Origin of the sequence: uncultured Caballeronia sp. (genome assembly GCF_964243625.1) — a bacterium.
In the GTDB taxonomy this organism is placed as follows: domain Bacteria; phylum Pseudomonadota; class Gammaproteobacteria; order Burkholderiales; family Burkholderiaceae; genus Caballeronia.
Genome location: NZ_CAXTGZ010000057.1, coordinates 1 through 18,459 on the forward strand (window position 1 = coordinate 1; position 18,459 = coordinate 18,459).

Here is an 18,459-nt window from a genome sequence, read left to right on the forward strand (position 1 = left end):
TAAACATGTTGTGGTGATACTGCCGATACACAGGATCTTCTTCCATGTAATGCAGCGTGTCGTGCATCCACCCCATGTTCCACTTGAAATCGAAACCCAGTCCGCCGTCTTCAACGCGCGCCGTCACTCCCGGCCATGCCGTCGATTCTTCAGCAATCGTGATCGCACCCGGAATCTGACGCACCTCGTGATTCAGGCGCTTGAGAAACGCAATCGATTCGAGATTTTCACGGCCGCCGTAGATGTTCGGCACCCACTCGTCGGCCTTGCGCGAATAGTCCCGGTACAACATCGACGCGACCGCGTCCACGCGCAATCCATCGACGTGATACCGCTTCAGCCACGCCAGCCCGGATGCGACCAGGAACGCACTCACCTCGTTGCGGCCGAGGTTGTAGATCATCGTGTTCCAGTCCTGGTGATATCCCTCGCGCGGATCGGCGTGCTCATAAAGCGGCGTGCCATCGAACTGGAAAAGCCCGTGGGCATCGTTTGGAAAATGCGCCGGCACCCAGTCGAGAATGATCCCCAGTTCAGCTTCGTGCGCACGATTCACGAACTCGGCAAATTGCTCCGGTGTCCCGAATCGTGCCGAGGGCGCGAATTGCCCCAACGGCTGATATCCCCACGAACCGCCAAACGGATGCTCTGCAATCGGCATGAACTCGAGGTGCGTGAAGCCCATGCTCTTGGCATAGGGAATCAGGCGCTCGGCGAGTTCGTGCCAGTTCATGCCGCGGTTGCCCTCTTCCGCCACGCGCAGCCACGATTCGGCGTGGACTTCGTAGATGGAGATCGGCGCGTTGACGGTCTGCTTTGGGCCGCGCTTCGTGTTTATCCACTCGCTGTCGGTCCAGCTATATCCATCGATGGCATCCGCATCCGCGACCACTGAAGCCGTCGCCGGCGGCAGCTCGCTCTGCAATGCGCAAGGGTCAGCCTTCAGCGGCAAGGCGTGGCCCTCGCGCGAGATGATTTCGTACTTGTAGCGCGTGCCCGCGCCCAGTCCCGGTACGAACAGTTCCCATACGCCTGCGTTGTGGCGCAGGCGCATCGGATGACGACGGCCATCCCAAGAATTGAAATCGCCGACTACGGACACCCGGCGCGCATTGGGCGCCCAGACGGCGAACCGCACGCCCGATACCCCGTCATGCACGACCGGCCGCGACCCGAGGCATTCGAGCACGGCATACGGGTCGCCCCATGAGATGCGGTTCAGTGCGTCTTCGTCGAGAACGGGGCCGAACGAATAGGTATCGGCGACTTCCTGCGGCGTGCCGTGCCAGTCGATATTCAGCCGGTAGGCCTGAGCCTCATCGATAAACCCGACAAACAGCCCCGCCGGATGAATCTGCGTGAGCGTACCGAGCGGCGCGCTGCTGTCGCGCGCGAGAACCTGCACGCTGGTCGCGCCGGGCAGCAGCACGCGCACGACGGGCCCTGCATCGGTCTGGTGCAGCCCGAGCTTTGAAAACGGATCGGGATGGCGCGCTTCGACAAGTGCGTCGATATCGAGCGGATGCAGCCCTTCAGTCAGGCTTCGGTCGTCGGTGCGCTTATTCATTTTCGTTTCCATCGGAGATGTCCTTTTCTGCGGCGTCCGCGGGACGCGAGCCGGGCGCGAGCGGTGCGCCGGTGTCGCCAAGCAGGCGGCTCGCAAGCGACGCGAGGCCACGCAACGGCAAGCCGATCCAGGTCGGACGGTTCGCCGCTTCATAGCGGATTTCGTAGGCGGCCTTTTCGATCAGGAAGAGATCGAGCAAGGCGGCCAGGGTGGCTTCATCGCCGGCGACGGGCTGCGGGGAAGCTGCAACCGCCGCATTGTATTCAGCAAGGAAACCTTCTTCGCCATGGGCGCGCAGGCGCTCGAACAGTGCACGTTTGCGATCGGCGGCGGCTGCCGGTGCGTTTTCGGTCGTCGGCTGCGCAGCGGCGCTGGCGTAGGACAAGGAACGCAATAAGCCGGCCACGTCACGCAACGGGCTCGACTTTTTGCGGCGTTCCTCCAGCGGCCGCGCCGGTTCGCCTTCGAAGTCGATCAGGAAGGCATCGCCTTGCGCCATCAAGACCTGGCCCAGGTGGAAGTCGCCGTGAATCCGGATACGCAGTGCATTGGCGCTCTCCGGCACGAGTTTCTGCACGGCTGCAAGCAGCAGGTCGCGGCGATCGAGCAGGCTCTGCGCGAGTTCGCGATCATGCTCGCTGAAGTCGCGGATCTTGGCGCCGAGGATATCGAGCGCGGTGACGAGCAGCGTATGCGTGCCGTCGTTCCATGCGCGCACATCTTCCTTCGATGCCGTCTCGGGCGCGAATGCCGGATCGTCGGACGGCGAGGCGAGCGCGACGTGCAGTTCGCCCAGACGACGCCCGATGATCCCCGCAATCGTCCGGTATCCCTCGATGCCTTGCATCTCCTTCTCGCGATCCATCGAATGGTCTTCGGTGTCCACTGCCAGCGCGAGTTCATCGACGGTGCGGCGCAGATAATCGAGCGCATAGTTCCAGGCATCGCCCTGGTTATCGATGAACCCCTGCAAGATGCACAGCGTGTGCGGCACGCCTTCCGGATCGACGCGCACGACCTCGCCGAACAGCGGACCGGTGTTCGCATAGCCGAGCTTCGTCAGGTAGCGGCTCATCTCGGCTTCCGGATGGATGCCGCCAACGAGGCGCCGCACGAGCTTCAGCACGACCTGGTCGCCAATCACGAGCGAGCTGTTGCTCTGCTCGGCGGCAAGCCAGCGAATCTCGGGCAACGGTTCGCCCGGCTTGAAATTGAAGTTCAGCGCATCCAGACGTTCGGTCGGGATGAAGCGGATCTCGCTCTTTTGCACGGTCGGTACAACAGCGCGTTCCTTGAGCTTGCGCAGCACGCCATACGTAAATGCCGGGACCGCGAAGGCATCGGTGATATGGCCCATGTTGCGGCTCTGGCGCACACGAGCCAGCGCCAATTGCATGTAGAGCGGCGACGTGGTTTCCGTGCCCCACGCAATCGTCAGCGGCAACACATACCGTTCGGTGTGGTCGCCAACATCCGCTTCCACTTCGGTGAACGCGAACCCGGCTTCGGGGATTGTGGTCAACGCGGCAAGGCGCACGCGCTTCAACGTCTGGTCCTTCGATGCAAACCAGCGCCGCTTGCTCAAGTAAGACGGCAGTACTTCGGATTCGAGCAGGCGCACATTCTCCGGCGTCGGGCCGGTCTGGCCGGCGCGAATCACCATGGTCACGAACTCGGGCAATTGCTCCGATGGCGCCTGGCTCCATGCCGGACGCTGATTGCCCGGGCAAAGCTGGAACCACAGGAAGCCATACGGCGGGAACGTCAGCAGATACGTCAACTGGCCGATGGGCGGAAACGCGGAATCGGCGGTCATTTCCAGCGGCACGGAACCGGCGTATTCGGACAGGTCGAGTTCGACGGCTTGCGGCGCACGCGAAAGATTCGCGACACACAAGATGGGCGGTTCGCCTTCGATCTCGCGGATATACGCCAGGATCTTGCGGTTGTTCGGGCGCAGGAAGCGGATCGTGCCACGGCCGAACGCATGTTTCGCGCGACGCACGGCGAGCATCTTGCGCGTCCAGTTGAGCAGCGAGTGCGGATCGCGGCTTTGCGATTCCACGTTGATCGCGTCATAACCGTAGAGCGAACCCATCACCGGCGGCAACACGAGCTGTTCCGGATCAGCGCGCGAAAACCCGCCGTTCCTGTCCGATGACCACTGCATCGGCGTACGCACGCCGTCACGATCGCCCAGGTGGATGTTGTCGCCCATGCCGAGTTCGTCGCCGTAATAGATCACGGGCGTACCGGGCATGGACAGCAGCAGCGAATTGATCAGCTCGATACGGCGGCGATCCCGTTCCATCAGCGGCGCAAGACGACGGCGAATGCCGAGGTTCAGGCGCGCACGGCGATCGCTTGCATACGTGTTCCACAAATAATCGCGCTCCGAATCCGTCACCATTTCGAGCGTGAGCTCATCGTGATTGCGCAGGAAAATCGCCCATTGGTTGGTCGGCGCGAGATCTGGCGTCTGACGCATGATGTCGGTGATCGGGAAGCGGTCCTCGCTCGCAATCGACATGTAGATGCGCGGCATCAGCGGGAAATGGAAGGCCATGTGGCATTCGTCTTCATCGCCGAAATACTCCTTCACGTCTTCGGGCCATTGATTCGCCTCGGCCAGCAACATGCGGTTCGGATATTCCTTGTCGATGGTCGCGCGGATCGTCTTCAGGATTGCGTGCGTCTCGGGCAGGTTCTCGTTGTTCGTGCCTTCGCGTTCCACGAGATACGGCACGGCATCCAGCCGCAGACCGTCGATACCCATATCCAGCCAGAAGCGCATGACGGACAGCACTTCCTTCAGCACGGCGGGGTTGTCGAAGTTCAGGTCGGGCTGGTGGTTGAAGAACCGGTGCCAGTAGTACTGTCCCGCAACAGGATCGTGCGTCCAGTTGGACGGCTCGGAATCAATGAAGATGATTCGCGTGTCTTCGTACTTCTTGTCGGTATCCGACCAGACGTAGTAATTGCGATGGTTCGAGCCGGGCTTTGCAAGCCGGGCGCGCTGGAACCACGGGTGTTGATCTGAGGTATGGTTGATGACCAGTTCCGTCACCACGCGAATGCCGCGTGCGTGCGCTTCCTGAATGAAGCGCTTGACGTCGGCGAGCGTGCCGTAATCGGGATGCACGTTGCGATAATCGGCGATGTCGTAACCGTCGTCGCGTCGTGGCGATGGATAGAACGGCAGCAGCCAGATGCAATCCACGCCGAGTTCCGCGATGTAATCGAGCTTGGCGAGCAGGCCTGGAAAATCGCCGATGCCGTCGTTGTTGGCATCGAAGAAGGACTTGATGTGGATTTGATAGATGATCGCGTCTTTGTACCAGAGCGGATCGTTGCTGAGAGTCGAATTCTTGTTGCGCTTCACGTGTCGCTCCTTGAGCCGGTGAGGTGCGTCAGGCGCACTGCTACCGGCTGTGTGAGTTGTTCTGTGCCACGTCGGCCGATGCCTTCGTGATGATCGCCTGCGCGCCGTTCAAAGGCACGCAGGCGCTTTGACTTCAGGCTGCGGTGTCCTTGCGAGGCAGGCCCCACGTCGGTGCGATTCTCCAGATCGCAAACGGCCGCGTATTGGGATCGAGTTGAATGTGCTGCCGTCGGCCGCGCCATTCAAAACGTTCGCCCGTCATCTGGTCTTCCACGGCCAGCGCGTCCCACTCCTGAACGCCCCAATCGCTCAGCGTCTTCCACGGCAGTTCAATGTCCGCGCCTTGCTCGTTGAACGGATCGAGGTTGATTGCAACCAGCACCACGTTGTCGCGTGCGGCATTGGCCTTTTCGAAGAAGAGAATGTTTTCGTTGTGGGCGGTCAGGAAGTTGACGCCGAGGTGCGAATGCAACGCCGGATTCGCCTTGCGGATACGGTTGAGCGCCGTGATCTCCCCGACGATATTCCCTGGCCGGTTCCAGTCCCACGCGCGAATCTGATACTTTTCCGAGTCCAGATATTCCTCGCTGTTCGGCAACGCGGCGGCTTCGCACAATTCGAAACCGCTATACACGCCCCAGAGTCCCGAGAGCGTGGCCGCGAGTGCGGCACGAATCACAAACCCGGCGCGGCCCGAACGCTGGAGGAAACGCGGGTTGATATCGGGCGTATTGACGAAGAAGTTCGGACGGAAGAATTCCTTCGCGTCGGTCTGCGTCAGATCGTGCATGTATTCCACGAAATCGCGCTTCGACTCACGCCACGTAAAGTACGTGTACGACTGCGAGAAGCCGAGCTTGGCGAGGCGGTTCATCACGCGCGGACGCGTGAACGCTTCGGCCAGGAACATGACGTCGGGGTGGCGCGCACGCACGTCGCCGATCACCCATTCCCAGAACGGCATGGGTTTGGTGTGCGGGTTGTCGACGCGGAAAATCTTGACGCCCGCCGCGATCCAGAACAGGAACACGTCGCGCAGCGAAAGCCACAACTCGGGTTTCGCGTCCTTCGCATAGAAGTCCGGATTCACGATGTCCTGATACTTCTTCGGCGGATTTTCGGCGTACCGCAAGGTGCCGTCAGGACGCCATGCGAACCATGTAGGGTGTTCCTTCAGCCACGGATGATCCGGCGAGCACTGCACCGCGAAGTCGAGCGCGATTTCCAGGCCGTGCGCACGCGCTGCATCGAGCATGCGCTTGAAGTCATCCAGATTGCCGAGTTCCGGATGCACCGCGTCGTGACCGCCTTCCTTGCCGCCGATGGCGTAGGGGCTGCCCACATCGCCGGGCTGGGCCGTGAGCGTATTGTTCTTGCCTTTCCGGTTCGCAATGCCAATCGGGTTGATCGGCGGGAAGTACAGCACGTCGAAGCCCATCTCGCGGATGCGCGGCATCTTGCCGATTACATCGATAAACGTGCCGTGACGGTTTTCATCGTCGCTCATGGAGCGCGGGAAGATCTCGTACCAGCTTGCAAAGCGCGCGGCGGCGCGTTCGGCGTCGATCCGGTAGGTCACCGGATCGCGCGACAGGAACGGACGATGCCGCGCCGCTTCGATGGCCCGCGCCGTTTCCGGCGACAAAGCCAGCGCGAGACGTGTCTCGCCATCGGCTTTCGCGAATTGCTTAACGATGCCTTCCAGCGGTTCCGTTTGCGACCCTTCAGTTGTCTTCACTTCGGCGAGGATCAACGCGAACAGGTGCCGCAACTCCTCGAGTTCCAGTTCGACGGTCTGCTCGGCCTTGAGCTTTTTCTGCATGTGATCGATGAGCGATGCAAAGTCGTCGCGCCACGCAATCACCGTGAATTCATGCCGGCCGAGCCGGTCGAGCGGAATGCTGGTCGTCCACAAGTCGTTGCCAAGCGGAATGACCGGAAGCATCTTGGCTTCGTGCCAGTCGGTTTCATCGGCGGCGCGCCACTGCACGGCAGCCGCGATCTTGTCGTGCCCTTCCGCGAAAATAGCAGCCGTGATTTCGGCGGCTTCGCCCACAATCCGCTTCGCCGGGAAGCGCCCGTGATCCACCGACGGTTCCACGCTTTCGATCATCACGCGCGGGGCGACGAGCGCCTCGTTCACCGATTTTTTATCGGCGGATTTCGCGCCGCGTTTGACCTGGGGCTGCGCGAGCAGGATCGGCGGCTCGGACGCGCCGCGCAGCAGGCGGACTTCGCCCGGCTGCAGCAGGAAAGGTTTCAGCGGCAGCGGCGTTTCGGTGGTGTCTTCATCGATCGCACGGAACCGCGTGAAGTTGCCTGGAGCACCATCGAGCAAATGACGTGTATCGACATAAACCGGCTTTGTCAGGTCGGCGTTCAGCACGATCAGCGCGGCTTCGCTCGCCGTCCGCAAGTCCGGGCCGCTGCCGCGCAGGATTGCCGCATACGGCGTGCCGGGACCCGTCAGCGTGCGCAACTCGCCGGTACTGGCGAGCGCCGCGGAGTTGCGTTGCAACGCGTTCGCATGTGCCACTTCTGCCGATACATTGAAGCGCGCGCTTTCCTTCGCACGATGAAATTCTTCGGCACTGCCGTGGTTGTACGAGAGCGGTTGCGTGAGGCCGTACTCGAAACCCATGGGAACCAGCACGCCGGTACCTATGCCCGCCGCCGTGTACAACGCGCGCCTGTAAGCCCGTTCCACAAGCGATGAATCGCTGGTGTCGGGAAGATCGTTGAGCAGGCGCGTGCCGTACGGTTCTTCGGGAAATGCGATCGGCGGCGCGATGCGGAACAGGGCCGCGTGTTCATCGAAGAGCCAGTTGCTTTGAAAGTCCCACCATCTCGCCGATGAAAACACCGAATCGAAACCGGCATCGGCGAGGTTCGCCAGATCATGACGGTTGACGCCGACCGTCCACGCAAGCCATTTGGTTTGCGGATGACGTTCGCGCACAGCCGCGCCCAGGCGGCGCCAGACATGCGCGGGCACCTTCTGCGGCGCTTCGAAGCGAAAGCCGCCAATGCCGGCATCGGCGATCAGCATCAATTCGCGCGCCCACCATTCGGTCAGCGCGTGGGCCGCTTCGCCATCGCCGAAATTGGCGTGCGCGACGCTTTCCTCATGCGGTGCTGTACGCGGATCAAGCCGCGCTTCGGCCGCTTCGAACGGATGAAACCATTGACGGTTTTCCTGGAACAGGCCGCCTTCGGCGCTGACGCGGTCGAGGTTGATATCAACGAGCAATGTCAGCCCGTGCTTCTCAGCCTGGCTTGCGAGCAAACGCAGGCCTTCCGCTGCTGGAAGATCGGACTCAAATGCGGGATGCAGCTTGTGATGGTCGGCTACCGCCTGTCGGTGCCCGTTCTTGCCGGGCAGAAAAGGCGCGCCGATCAGGACATGATCGAAGCCGAGCGCTGCTGCGTGCTCGAATTGTGCGGGCCATTGGGACAATGGTCCGACGAGAAGCGGGTCGATGAAATAGATTCGTGGCGCATACGCGTGAAGCATGTGATGGTGTTCCATCGGTCGTCTTTTCCAGTTCGTCCTGCTATGGCGTGGATGCGGGAAAACGCGATCGCGCTCAACCAGGCAATAAACCAACCGCACGAACGTCTACGGCAGACGAGCCTCAGACAGTCTTCAAGCACCAATTCCGGGGTTTCGAGTGCGGTACGTATCTTCATGAAGCTGTCATGCGCGATACGTCGTTCGGTGCGGCGCCAGGGTCGCGTTCTAGGACACAGCACGTAGCGTGCCGCGCCGGAGCTGACTTCCGGCTTGGGCGTCGGGGCCTCGCTTCAGGTCAGACGACCACCGCCCGCCGCGCTTCTATCAGCGTGGCGGGCGGCAACTGCATAACCGTATCATCGAACAGTGAGATGCGAACGCTTTCAGGCGCTGCGTGCGACAAATTGCGACCGTTCTCCATCGTGACGGTCGTGACGGCTTGCAGCGGCAGCGGGCGCTGCCATGGCGGCGATGGCCGGTACCGCCGGCGTATGAACCGGCACGCGGCGTGTGCGCAGCGGCGTCTTTGCGGGACGTGCGTCCGTGAGGCCTGCGTAGAGCTGGATGTATTTGGCAACTGCATGGTTCCAGCCGTAGTCGCGGGCCATTGCGTTGCGTTGCAGCGTGCGCCATTGTTGAGGGCGCATGAAAGCGTGAATGGCGCGCGTGACCGCAACCACCATGTCATGAGTCGCTTCGCCATCGAAGAGAAAACCGGTAGCCGGACGTGACGATGTCGCGCCTTCGAAGCTGCCCAGGCTCTCCACCGGCGAAGACTGAAAGCCTTCCTGCAGCGACGATGCTTCGGCCGCATCCACGATGGTGTCCGCCAGTCCGCCCACACGCGATGCAACCGGCAGGGTGCCGTAACGCATCGCGTAGATTTGCGTCAAGCCGCACGGCTCGAAGCGGCTGCCATGCAGCAGGATATCGGCGCCGGAATGCAGGACATGCGCGCGGCGCTCGTCGTAGCCAATATGCACGCCGATGCGATCCGGCCACGTTTGCGCCAGACGTTGGAACGCGGTTTCGAGATGCGCTTCGCCTTTGCCGATCACCGCGATCTGCAAACGCGGATGCTGTTCGAGGAGCGCGGGGATGGCGTCGATCACGACATCGGCCATTTTTTGCGATGTCATCCTGCTGCCGATGGCAATCACCGGCGCGAACGGATCGACAGGTAGCCCGAACATCTGTTGCAGTTCGCGCTTGCAAGCGTGTTTGCCGCGCATATCCTCGAAACAATAGTTGCGCGCGATCTGCGTGTCGGTCATCGGGTCCCATGCACCGACATCGATGCCATTGATGATGCCCGACAGCTTCTCTGCATAACATTGCAGGACGCCTTCCATCAAATGACCAAAGCGCGGCGTGAGAATTTCGCGGGCATAGGTCTCGCTGACGGTCGCGACGTGATCAGCGTGGACGATGCCCGCTTTCATCAGACTCAACGCGCCATAAAATTCGATGCTCTTTTGTTCGGTCAACGCCGGCACGAGCCACTTGGCCGGAACGCCGAGCGCTGCACCAAGCGAGAGCGAATAGTTGCCCTGGAACGCCAGATTGTGGATCGTGAAAACGCTTTTTGCGTGCACGCCCGCGTGCTTCATCAAGAGCGGCGTGAGGCCGGAATGCCAGTCATGCGCATGCACGATGTCAGGCTTCTTGAAGCCGCGAACGCCTTCGGCCAACCGGACTGCCGCCGCCGACAGCGATGCGAACCGGATGGCGTTGTCTTCGTAGTCGCGTCCCTTGGCATCCTGGTAAAGCCCGTCGCGTGCGTACAGGTGATCCATGCGCAACAGGATCACAGGCACGCCGGTGTCGGGCATGCGGCCGCGATACAACGCGCCGTCACCGCCCGGGAGGCCCGTCAATGAAGCAACCTTCTGCAATCCATCGACCATTTGCAATGCGTTCGGATACGCCGGCAACAGTATGGCGGCATCGACTCCCGCTTCACGTAACGCCGCGGCGTATGCGCTGACCATGTCACCCAGTCCGCCAGTTTTGGCAAGCGGCACGGCCTCCGAAGCGACAAGCAATACGTTCAAGGACAAAGCTGACTCCTGGCGTCTGAAAGATGAAAAGCGATGGGCTGCGCTCGGCCGGTTGAATGGCGGCGCACGCGACCGGTGCTCTTATCGGAGGGATGAGGGATGCGGAGTTCCTTAGAGCAAACGTTGTGCCATGCAGCATGGTTTTTCCCAAAACCGCGGGAAAGCGTTAGGTACGCCACTCACAAACGAACACGCTACGCCGGACAGAAGACAGACATTTGACGCCGTGTAAAAAAGCACCCGTCGGGAACGGCGTTTTTACACAGCGGTAACTGGAATGCTTATACAAATCGACTCAGGAAATTAAGACCGAAAGTTAATAAAGCGCCAGCAATAATTGCTCGCCGGCACTTTACGAGCCTAATAACCCGGCAGCAGTGTTCACGCACAAACCCAGCACGGCCGCATTGAAAAAGAACGACAAAACCGATTGCGCCAACGCAGTGCGCCTCACTTCCGTAGAGCGCAATACCACGTCAGACGTTTGCGATGCCACCGCGATGGTGAACGAGAAATACAGGAAGTCCCAATAGTCGGGTTTCAGATGAGTATCGGGAAATTTCAGCGATGTCTCGTCTTGCGACTGATAGTAATGACGCGCGTAGTGGAGAGTGAACATGGTGGGGATGAGGAACCATGCGCCGAACATAGTGATGCCTGTCAGCAAATAGTTAGGCAATGCGCTGCGAAAGCCCATGTTCTTTGCACTGGCGAGTTCCGCGATGATCGCGACAATACTTGCGAGCGCCGCAAGACTGACGATCAGCAAAACCATGCCGGCATTTTCATCCTCGCGCGCTGCGAGCTTCTGCACTTCGTCCTGGTGCGCCCGCCACATTTGAATCCATATGAGCACGAGATACAGCCATACGGTAGTGTCCCAACCTACGAGGCCACGCACGAGCGGGCGCAAGTCATATGGAACCAAAATTGCGGCAATCACACCAATGATCAAAGCAATAATCGCCCTCGGGCGATATCGGACTACGTCGGGAAGCATGAAATTCATTTTTATCGTGGCCTTGTGATGGCGGTAATCGCGTTAAGCTGTCGCGCCGCGATTATTGCCCGTGTAGCTTTCAAACTTCAACGGGCGTCGAGCGCGGTTCTGCATGTTGACGCGCGCTCTGACTTCACCCCACGGCCTCAAATCATTTTCAAAGATATCGGCAAGGCATGTCTGACAGACCGTGTCGGACCGACCGTGTCTAACAGGCCGTGTCTGCCCGCTCTTGCCGATCATCGCCTTGTGCAAAACGCGTAACGGACACCAACCCCGGACAACCAACCCATGAGACAGCTTCAAGATCCCCCTGTGCCTGCTGATTCAGCCAGGCACTCCGCCGCCCGGCGGCGTTTCGTGCTCGGCGCGTGCGCGTCGGCGGTGGCGCTCGCTTTTGCATCGGCGGGAATGGGCTTTCCATCGTTATTCACACAGGCTTTCGCCGATACCCCGCCTGCAGGCCTTGAAGGCTTCCTCCTGCTCTCGCGCAAGCTGACCGGCCGCACGAGCTTCGACCCCGCGTTGGCGCAGCGCGTGTATGACGCGTTATCGAAGTCGGACAGCGTGTTTGTCGCGAACGTGAGCGCGCTCAACGTGTGGCTTGCGGCGCATGGCGGGGTGCCATCGGATACCGTCACGCAGGCGCTCAAGGCAGACACGCCCAAGCTTGCCGGCACCGTCACGGCTGTCATACGCGCGTGGTATCTCGGTCTTGTCGGCGACGGGCAGCATACAAGCGTCGTGGCGTACGAACGTGCACTCATGTTCGATCCCGTAAGCGATGTGCTGACCATCCCTTCATATTGCCGCGATGTGCCGTTCTACTGGACGCAAAAGCCGCCGGCAGTCGGCGCGCCCAAGGCCGCCTGATCCGAGCCATATAAGAATCACGCGGTCGCGCTGCTGGACAGCGCGACCGAAGCATAAAAGCAGCACCTCACAGGACAATACAAAAATGGCAAATTCGAATTCGGCCGATGTCGTGGTCGTCGGATCCGGTGTCGCGGGCGGTCTGGTAGCCCATCAGCTCGCAAGCGCGGGCGCATCCGTGATCCTCCTCGAAGCCGGGCCGCGCATTCCGCGCTGGCAGATCGTCGAAAACTTCCGCAACTCGCCCGCGAAAGCGGATTTTGCAACGCCGTATCCATCGACGCCTTACGCGCCGCATCCCGAGTATTCGCCCGAGAACAACTATCTGATCCAGAAGGGCGAGTACCCGTATGCGTCGCAATACTTGCGGCTCGTGGGCGGGACGACTTGGCATTGGGCTGCCGCGGCGTGGCGTCTGCTTCCCGCCGATTTCAAGATCCGGACGCTGTATGGCGTGGGCCGCGACTGGCCGATCTCTTACGAAACGCTCGAACCGTGGTATCAGGCAGCCGAGGTGCAACTGGGTGTATCGGGTCCCGGTCATGATGTCGATCTCGGTTCGCCGCGCTCAAAACCGTATCCCATGGACATGCTGCCGCTTTCCTACATGGACCAGCGTTTCTCCGATGTCCTCAACGCCGAATCGTTTCACGTCGTGCCGGAACCGGTTGCGCGCAACAGCCGCCCGTACGACGCGCGCCCGACCTGCTGCGGCAATAACAACTGCATGCCCATCTGCCCGATCGCGGCCATGTACAACGGCGTCACGCATGCTGAAAAAGCCGAACGCGCGGGCGCGAGGCTGATCCCGCAAGCCGTGGTCTACAAGATCGAAGCCGACGACAAAGGCCTGATCACCGCCGTCCATTACAAGGACCCGAACGGCAACAGCACGCGCGTGACGGGCAAGCTGTTCGTGCTGGCGGCGAACGGCATCGAAACGCCGAAGCTGATGTTGCAATCGGCTTCGGATACGTTCAAGAACGGCATTGGCAACAGCTCCGATCAGGTCGGCCGCAACCTCATGGACCACCCCGGAACGGGCGTCACGTTCCTCGCCAACGAGACCTTGTGGCCGGGACGCGGCCCCATGGAAATGACGTCCATCGTCAATTTCCGCGATGGCGCGTTCCGTTCCGAATACGCGGCGAAAAAGCTGCATTTGTCGAATGGCGTGCCGACCATGGCGATCACCGCAGATCTCATTTCGAAGGGTTTGAGCGGCGCCGAGCTCGACCGGCAGATCCGCGATCGCGCTGCACGCACCATGAACATCAACAGCTTCCACGAGCATCTTGCCGAACCGCAGAATCGCGTGTTGCCTTCGTCGGATCACAAGGATTCGCTCGGCATTCCGCAACCCGAGATCTATTACTCCATCAACGACTACGTAAAGAAAAGCGCCGCCGATACACGCACGCACTACGCGCGCATCGCGGAACTGTTCGGCGGCACGGAGATCACCTTCGACGACAAATTTGCCCCGAACAACCACATCATGGGCACGGCCATCATGGGCGCGGACCCGAAGGATTCCGTGGTCGATACCGAATGCCGCACGCACGACCATCCGAATCTGTTCGTGGCCGGAAGCGCGGTGATGCCGACGGCGGCATCGGTGAATTGCACGCTGACGCTGTCTGCGTTGTCGCTGCGTCTCGCCGACAAATTGAAGAAAGAACTTTGATGGCGCGCCGACGGAGATCCACGATGAAGAACCACGAACCCCGCGACGCCCGCACGATCACAAAACGTTTTGGCGGTGCGCTCGCAGTGTTTGCGCTCGCCGTAGCCGGCGCGATGAATTTCCACTCACTGATAGAACCCGCACAGGCGCAAACAGCCGCTGGCGCTGCGAACGGTGCGGAGACGGCCACGACCGTCAAGGACAATCAGGCCGGCGCCGACCTGATCAAGCGCGGCGAATATCTCGCGCGCGCGGGCGATTGCATCGCGTGTCATACCGCCGACAAAGCCCGCCCCTTCGCCGGCGGCCTGCCCATCAACACGCCGTTCGGGACCATTTACACGCCGAATATCACGAGCGATCCGGACACGGGCATTGGACGATGGACCGACGCCGATTTCGTGCGCGCGATGCACGAGGGTATCGGCAAGGGCGGCGAGCGGCTGTATCCGGCGTTCCCGTACGCGGACTACACGAAAGTCACCTCCGGCGATGTGCTCGCCATCCGCGCCTATCTCAACACGCTCGCGCCGATCCACTACACGCCGCCGCGCAACGAGATGTCGTTTCCGTTCAACCAGCGCTGGCTGATGGTGTTCTGGAACATGTTCAACTTCAAGGAAGGGCGTTTCGTGCCCGACCCGAAGCAAAGCGCCGAGTGGAATCGTGGGGCGTATCTGGTCGAAGGCCTGGCGCATTGCGAGGAATGCCATACGCCGCGCAACGTCACGCAAGGCCTGAAGTCCGGCGAACGTTTCAGCGGCGCCGAACTGTCGGGCTGGCACGCCTACAACATCACGCCTGACAAGAACGCGGGCGTCGGCAACTGGACGGACGATGAACTCGCGCAATATCTCGCCACCGGCGCCGTGCACGGCCGTGCGAACGCAGCCGGCCCGATGGCCGATGTGATTCAGAACAGCACGCAATACATGACGCCTGAGGACTTGCGTTCCATGGTCGCCTACTTGCGCACGGTTCCCGCGCAAAGTGGCGGCGATACCCATCCGCGCGCTTCCTTCGGCAAGCCGACCAGCCAGGACGTCATCGCAATGCGCGGCACGCAGGTGAGCGGCGTGAACGGCGCGCAGTTGTTTATCGCCAATTGCGCGACCTGCCATAGCTGGACCGGCGAGGGACGCGGCGGCAGTGCGGCGGGCGCGTATCCGTCGCTGATTCATAACAGCGTGGTCGGGGCATCGGCGGCGAACAACCTGACCATGGTGATGCTCCACGGCGTAAATCGCGAGACGAAAACAGCAAATGTCTTCATGCCAGCCTTCGCCGATCAACTCAATGACGAGCAAATCGCCGCCATCAGCAACTACGTCACGAAGACTTTCGGCAATCCGCAATCGACCACAACCGCTGCTGAAGTTGCCAAATTGCGCGCAACACCGCAGTAGAGGAACGGAAATTGCGTAGTAAATGCAAGTTTGTGCGGTGCGGCACGGCAAATTTTGCCTTGTCGCGCCGCGAAGATTGCTTATCGGCGTCACCGGTTTCAAAATGTGAACTTGCTTTTTAGTTTGGGCGCGCTTGTGCGCCGTGTACGAAGAAGATTTGGCTATGACTGCTGCTACATATCCCGTCGTTTGCTGGCATCCGGCGAACAAATCAGGCCGTGACCTCGTGGTTGGCGACGTGCATGGTTGCGTCGATGCGTTGCGTTATCTGCTCAACGAAATCGGCTTCGACGGCACGCGTGACCGGCTGTTTTCCGTCGGCGATCTGGTCGATCGCGGCAGCGACTCGCTTGCGGCGCTCGATCTGATCGATCAACCCTGGTTTTATCCGGTGCTCGGTAACCACGAAGACGCCCTGTGCGCCGTCGCTGACGGACGCATGAAGCGCCACGTCTGGTATTCGATTGGCGGCGCGTGGGCATCGAATCTGTCCGATGAGCAGTTGCAGCGCCTCGCTGCAAAGCTGGCAAGCGTGCCGCTCGTGCGCATAGTCGGGGACGGCGCGTCGCGGTTCAACGTGCTGCACGCGGAGTTTTTCGGCAGCGACGCCGACCTCGAAGTGGCCTATTTCCCCGATGAAGTCCGCCAGCAACTGCTGTGGGGAAGGTCGCTCGCGCTCGGGACGGGAAAGCCTTCCATGCAGCGGGGTTTGTCGCCAACGTACTGCGGGCATACGCCGGTGAAGGCCATCAAGCAGATCGGGGCGCAGATCTTTATCGATACCGGTGCATACACGGACGATGGCCGTCTGACCATTGTCGAGGCTGGAACGGATCAACGCTGGTCAGTCAAGCAGGGCTGGGCGAAAGGCGCCGGTTCGCTTGCCGAGGGGTTCCGATAGTCCGGGAGAACGTTTCCGATAGTCCGGGAGAACGTCCGCGGCATTCCTTTTGCTTAGATCTCGTAAACCGCCCGACGGGCGACCCTTGCGAGACTAGCAACAATGCCGACCTCATCAGTCACCGACTCCGTCATCGATTCATCCCCTGATATCAAAGGCTGCCCGGAAGACTTGCCGCCGGGTCTGCGCTATGTGGACGACGCCCGCGCGGGCTACACGCGCGAGTGGAAAAACGGCGCGTTCGTCTACTTCAATACGCAGGGCAAGCAACTCTCCGACGATGCCGACATCAAGCGCATCAATGCCCTGGCCATTCCGCCTGCGTACACGAATGTGTGGATCTGCCCGGACTCGCGCGGACACCTGCAAGCCACCGGACGCGATGCGCGAGGCCGCAAGCAGTACAGATATCACCCGCAATGGCGTGAAACCCGCGACGCCACCAAGTACGAACGCATGCTCGCCTTCAGTGCAGTCCTGCCGAAACTGCGCGCCCGCGTGGCCCGCGATCTTGATCTGCCAGGCATGCCGCGCGACAAGGTTCTAGCGACCGTCGTCAGGCTGCTCGACACCACGCTCGTGCGGGTCGGCAGCGAGGAATATGCGCGCGAAAACAAGTCCTATGGCCTGACCACGCTGCGCAAAAAGCATCTCAGCGTAAAATCCGGCACGCTGCGCTTCCAGTTTCGCGGCAAGAGCGGGATTGAACACGATGTATCGGTGAGTGATCCGCGGATTGCGAAAATTGTGAAGCGATGCATGGACTTGCCGGGACACGAACTCTTCCAGTATCTCGATGCCGATGGCCAGCGCCACGCCATCAGTTCTTCGGACATCAACGACTATCTCCACGAAATCACCGGCGCAGATTTCACTGCGAAGGATTATCGGACGTGGGCGGGCAGCGTGTTTGCGCTCGCGGCGCTGCGCAAGCTCGCGTGGGAAACCGTCACCGAAGCGCGCAAGCACGTGGTGGGGACGATCAAGGAAGTATCGAAAATGTTGCGCAATACGCCAGCCGTCTGCCGCAAATGTTATGTGCATCCGGCGGTGATCGAAGCATTCGAAGCAGGCCAGCTCGCCGATGAACTGCCGGCGTCGCGCCGGTCGGGGCTCAAATCCGACGAGGCCACGCTCGCGATATTTCTCGAGCAGGACGCGAAGCGCCGTTCGCGCGAAGCGGCTCGTGCAAGGAAAGGCAAGGCGAATACGGCGGACCCCAGCCTGGCCCGGCTGCTGACCAAGTCCAGCCAGAAAGCTGCGGCTTTGAAAAATTCGGGGAAGGACTTGAAGGCGGAAGCGCTGGCCGCGGTAAAAGCGGCGTCGGTCAAGCCAGCATCGCCAAAAGTGAAATCCAAAGCGGCGCGGCCGGCGACGAAAAAGATCGGACGCGTCCGATCGCCGACGGCGGTCGCCATCGGCTGATCAGCGCAAGGTTCAACCGACCTTGCTCATCTCGTAGACACTGGTCACGGTCTCGCCGTCCCATTCGTATTCCAGATACGCAGCGTGGTGGCAATCGTGCAGCAAGGTCGTACGGAATGCGGCGAGACATTCGCCACCCTCATCCCGCACCGACGGATACGCAATACCGCGCACGCCGGCTTTGCGCGCCGCGCGTCCGAGCGCCTGCCCCGCCGCATAGTCCGATGGCGAAAGGATCTCCGGATCGAGCGAATTTTGCGTCAGGCGTCCGGCGCAGAGATCGAGCACTTCCCCATGAGCCGATACCGTGTAGAGCCGCATCTGCTGTCGCAGCGGCGCCTGCCGGGTATGCGCGAGAAAGAGCGCGGAGTGGTATCGCGTTTCTTCGATGGCAGTGCGTCTTTCGCGCGCGCAGTAAAACACGCCGTAGGTGCCGTCGGAGAAGCGGCTGCCGTTCGGATTCAGATGGGTGAACGCGGCCATGATCGGGCCGTAACCCGCGCCGAAGCGGCGTTCGTCCGACGGGACCAGGTCCAGATCGCCCAGCTCGGTTCGCAGACGGTCATTGGTCATGGCTTCGAGCGCGTAAAGAGCATCGAAATCCTGCGGCGACGCTACGCGATCAAACAGATTGACGGCCGGAA

11 protein-coding genes are annotated in these 18,459 nt (G+C 61.0%); 5 read left to right on the plus strand and 6 right to left on the minus strand.

Features of this window, described 5'->3' with window-relative positions; all coding sequences use genetic code 11:
* The 5 genes from glgB to ACFFAR_RS06085 form a co-directional block, all read right to left on the minus strand.
* Positions 1–1,567 (minus strand): 1,4-alpha-glucan branching enzyme (glgB, locus tag ACFFAR_RS06065; protein ID WP_375507637.1); only part of this gene is annotated, 1,567 nt, incomplete at its 3' end.
* Positions 1,560–4,949, minus strand: a complete 3,390-nt coding sequence (gene treS, locus ACFFAR_RS06070) for a maltose alpha-D-glucosyltransferase (protein ID WP_375507638.1) — start codon at positions 4,947–4,949, stop codon at positions 1,560–1,562. The genes glgB and treS, both read right to left, overlap by 8 nt.
* Before the next feature lie 133 nt (positions 4,950–5,082).
* Entirely contained in the window at positions 5,083–8,478 is a 3,396-nt protein-coding gene (locus ACFFAR_RS06075; RefSeq protein ID WP_174362330.1) for a maltotransferase domain-containing protein, read from the minus strand.
* Between the two features lie 368 nt (positions 8,479–8,846).
* On the minus strand, positions 8,847–10,523 hold the full coding sequence (gene glgA, locus ACFFAR_RS06080; RefSeq protein WP_062002479.1) for a glycogen synthase GlgA: 1,677 nt from the start codon (positions 10,521–10,523) through the stop codon (positions 8,847–8,849).
* Between the two features lie 352 nt (positions 10,524–10,875).
* On the minus strand, positions 10,876–11,532 hold the full coding sequence (locus tag ACFFAR_RS06085; RefSeq protein ID WP_086381657.1) for a DUF1345 domain-containing protein: 657 nt from the start codon (positions 11,530–11,532) through the stop codon (positions 10,876–10,878).
* Positions 11,533–11,814: 282 nt separating this feature from the next.
* Here ACFFAR_RS06085 and ACFFAR_RS06090 point away from each other — a divergent pair, with 282 nt between their 5' ends.
* From ACFFAR_RS06090 to ACFFAR_RS06110, 5 genes are all read left to right on the plus strand, one after another.
* Complete coding sequence (locus ACFFAR_RS06090; protein ID WP_174362328.1) at positions 11,815–12,396, plus strand: sugar dehydrogenase complex small subunit; 582 nt, start codon at positions 11,815–11,817, stop codon at positions 12,394–12,396.
* Positions 12,397–12,481: 85 nt separating this feature from the next.
* On the plus strand, positions 12,482–14,083 hold the full coding sequence (locus ACFFAR_RS06095) for a GMC oxidoreductase (protein ID WP_174362327.1): 1,602 nt from the start codon (positions 12,482–12,484) through the stop codon (positions 14,081–14,083).
* 23 nt (positions 14,084–14,106) lie between these two features.
* Positions 14,107–15,489 (plus strand): c-type cytochrome, encoded by a 1,383-nt coding sequence (locus ACFFAR_RS06100; protein WP_174362326.1) that lies wholly within the window; start codon positions 14,107–14,109, stop codon positions 15,487–15,489.
* Between the two features lie 163 nt (positions 15,490–15,652).
* A complete protein-coding gene (locus ACFFAR_RS06105; protein WP_082779131.1) occupies positions 15,653–16,390 on the plus strand; it encodes a metallophosphoesterase in 738 nt (245 codons plus the stop codon).
* Positions 16,391–16,492: 102 nt separating this feature from the next.
* On the plus strand, positions 16,493–17,815 hold the full coding sequence (locus tag ACFFAR_RS06110; protein ID WP_174362325.1) for a DNA topoisomerase IB: 1,323 nt from the start codon (positions 16,493–16,495) through the stop codon (positions 17,813–17,815).
* A 12-nt stretch (positions 17,816–17,827) separates the two neighbouring features.
* Here ACFFAR_RS06110 and ACFFAR_RS06115 read toward each other — a convergent pair.
* A partial coding sequence (locus tag ACFFAR_RS06115; protein ID WP_174362324.1) for an RES domain-containing protein occupies positions 17,828–18,459 on the minus strand: 632 nt, incomplete at its 5' end.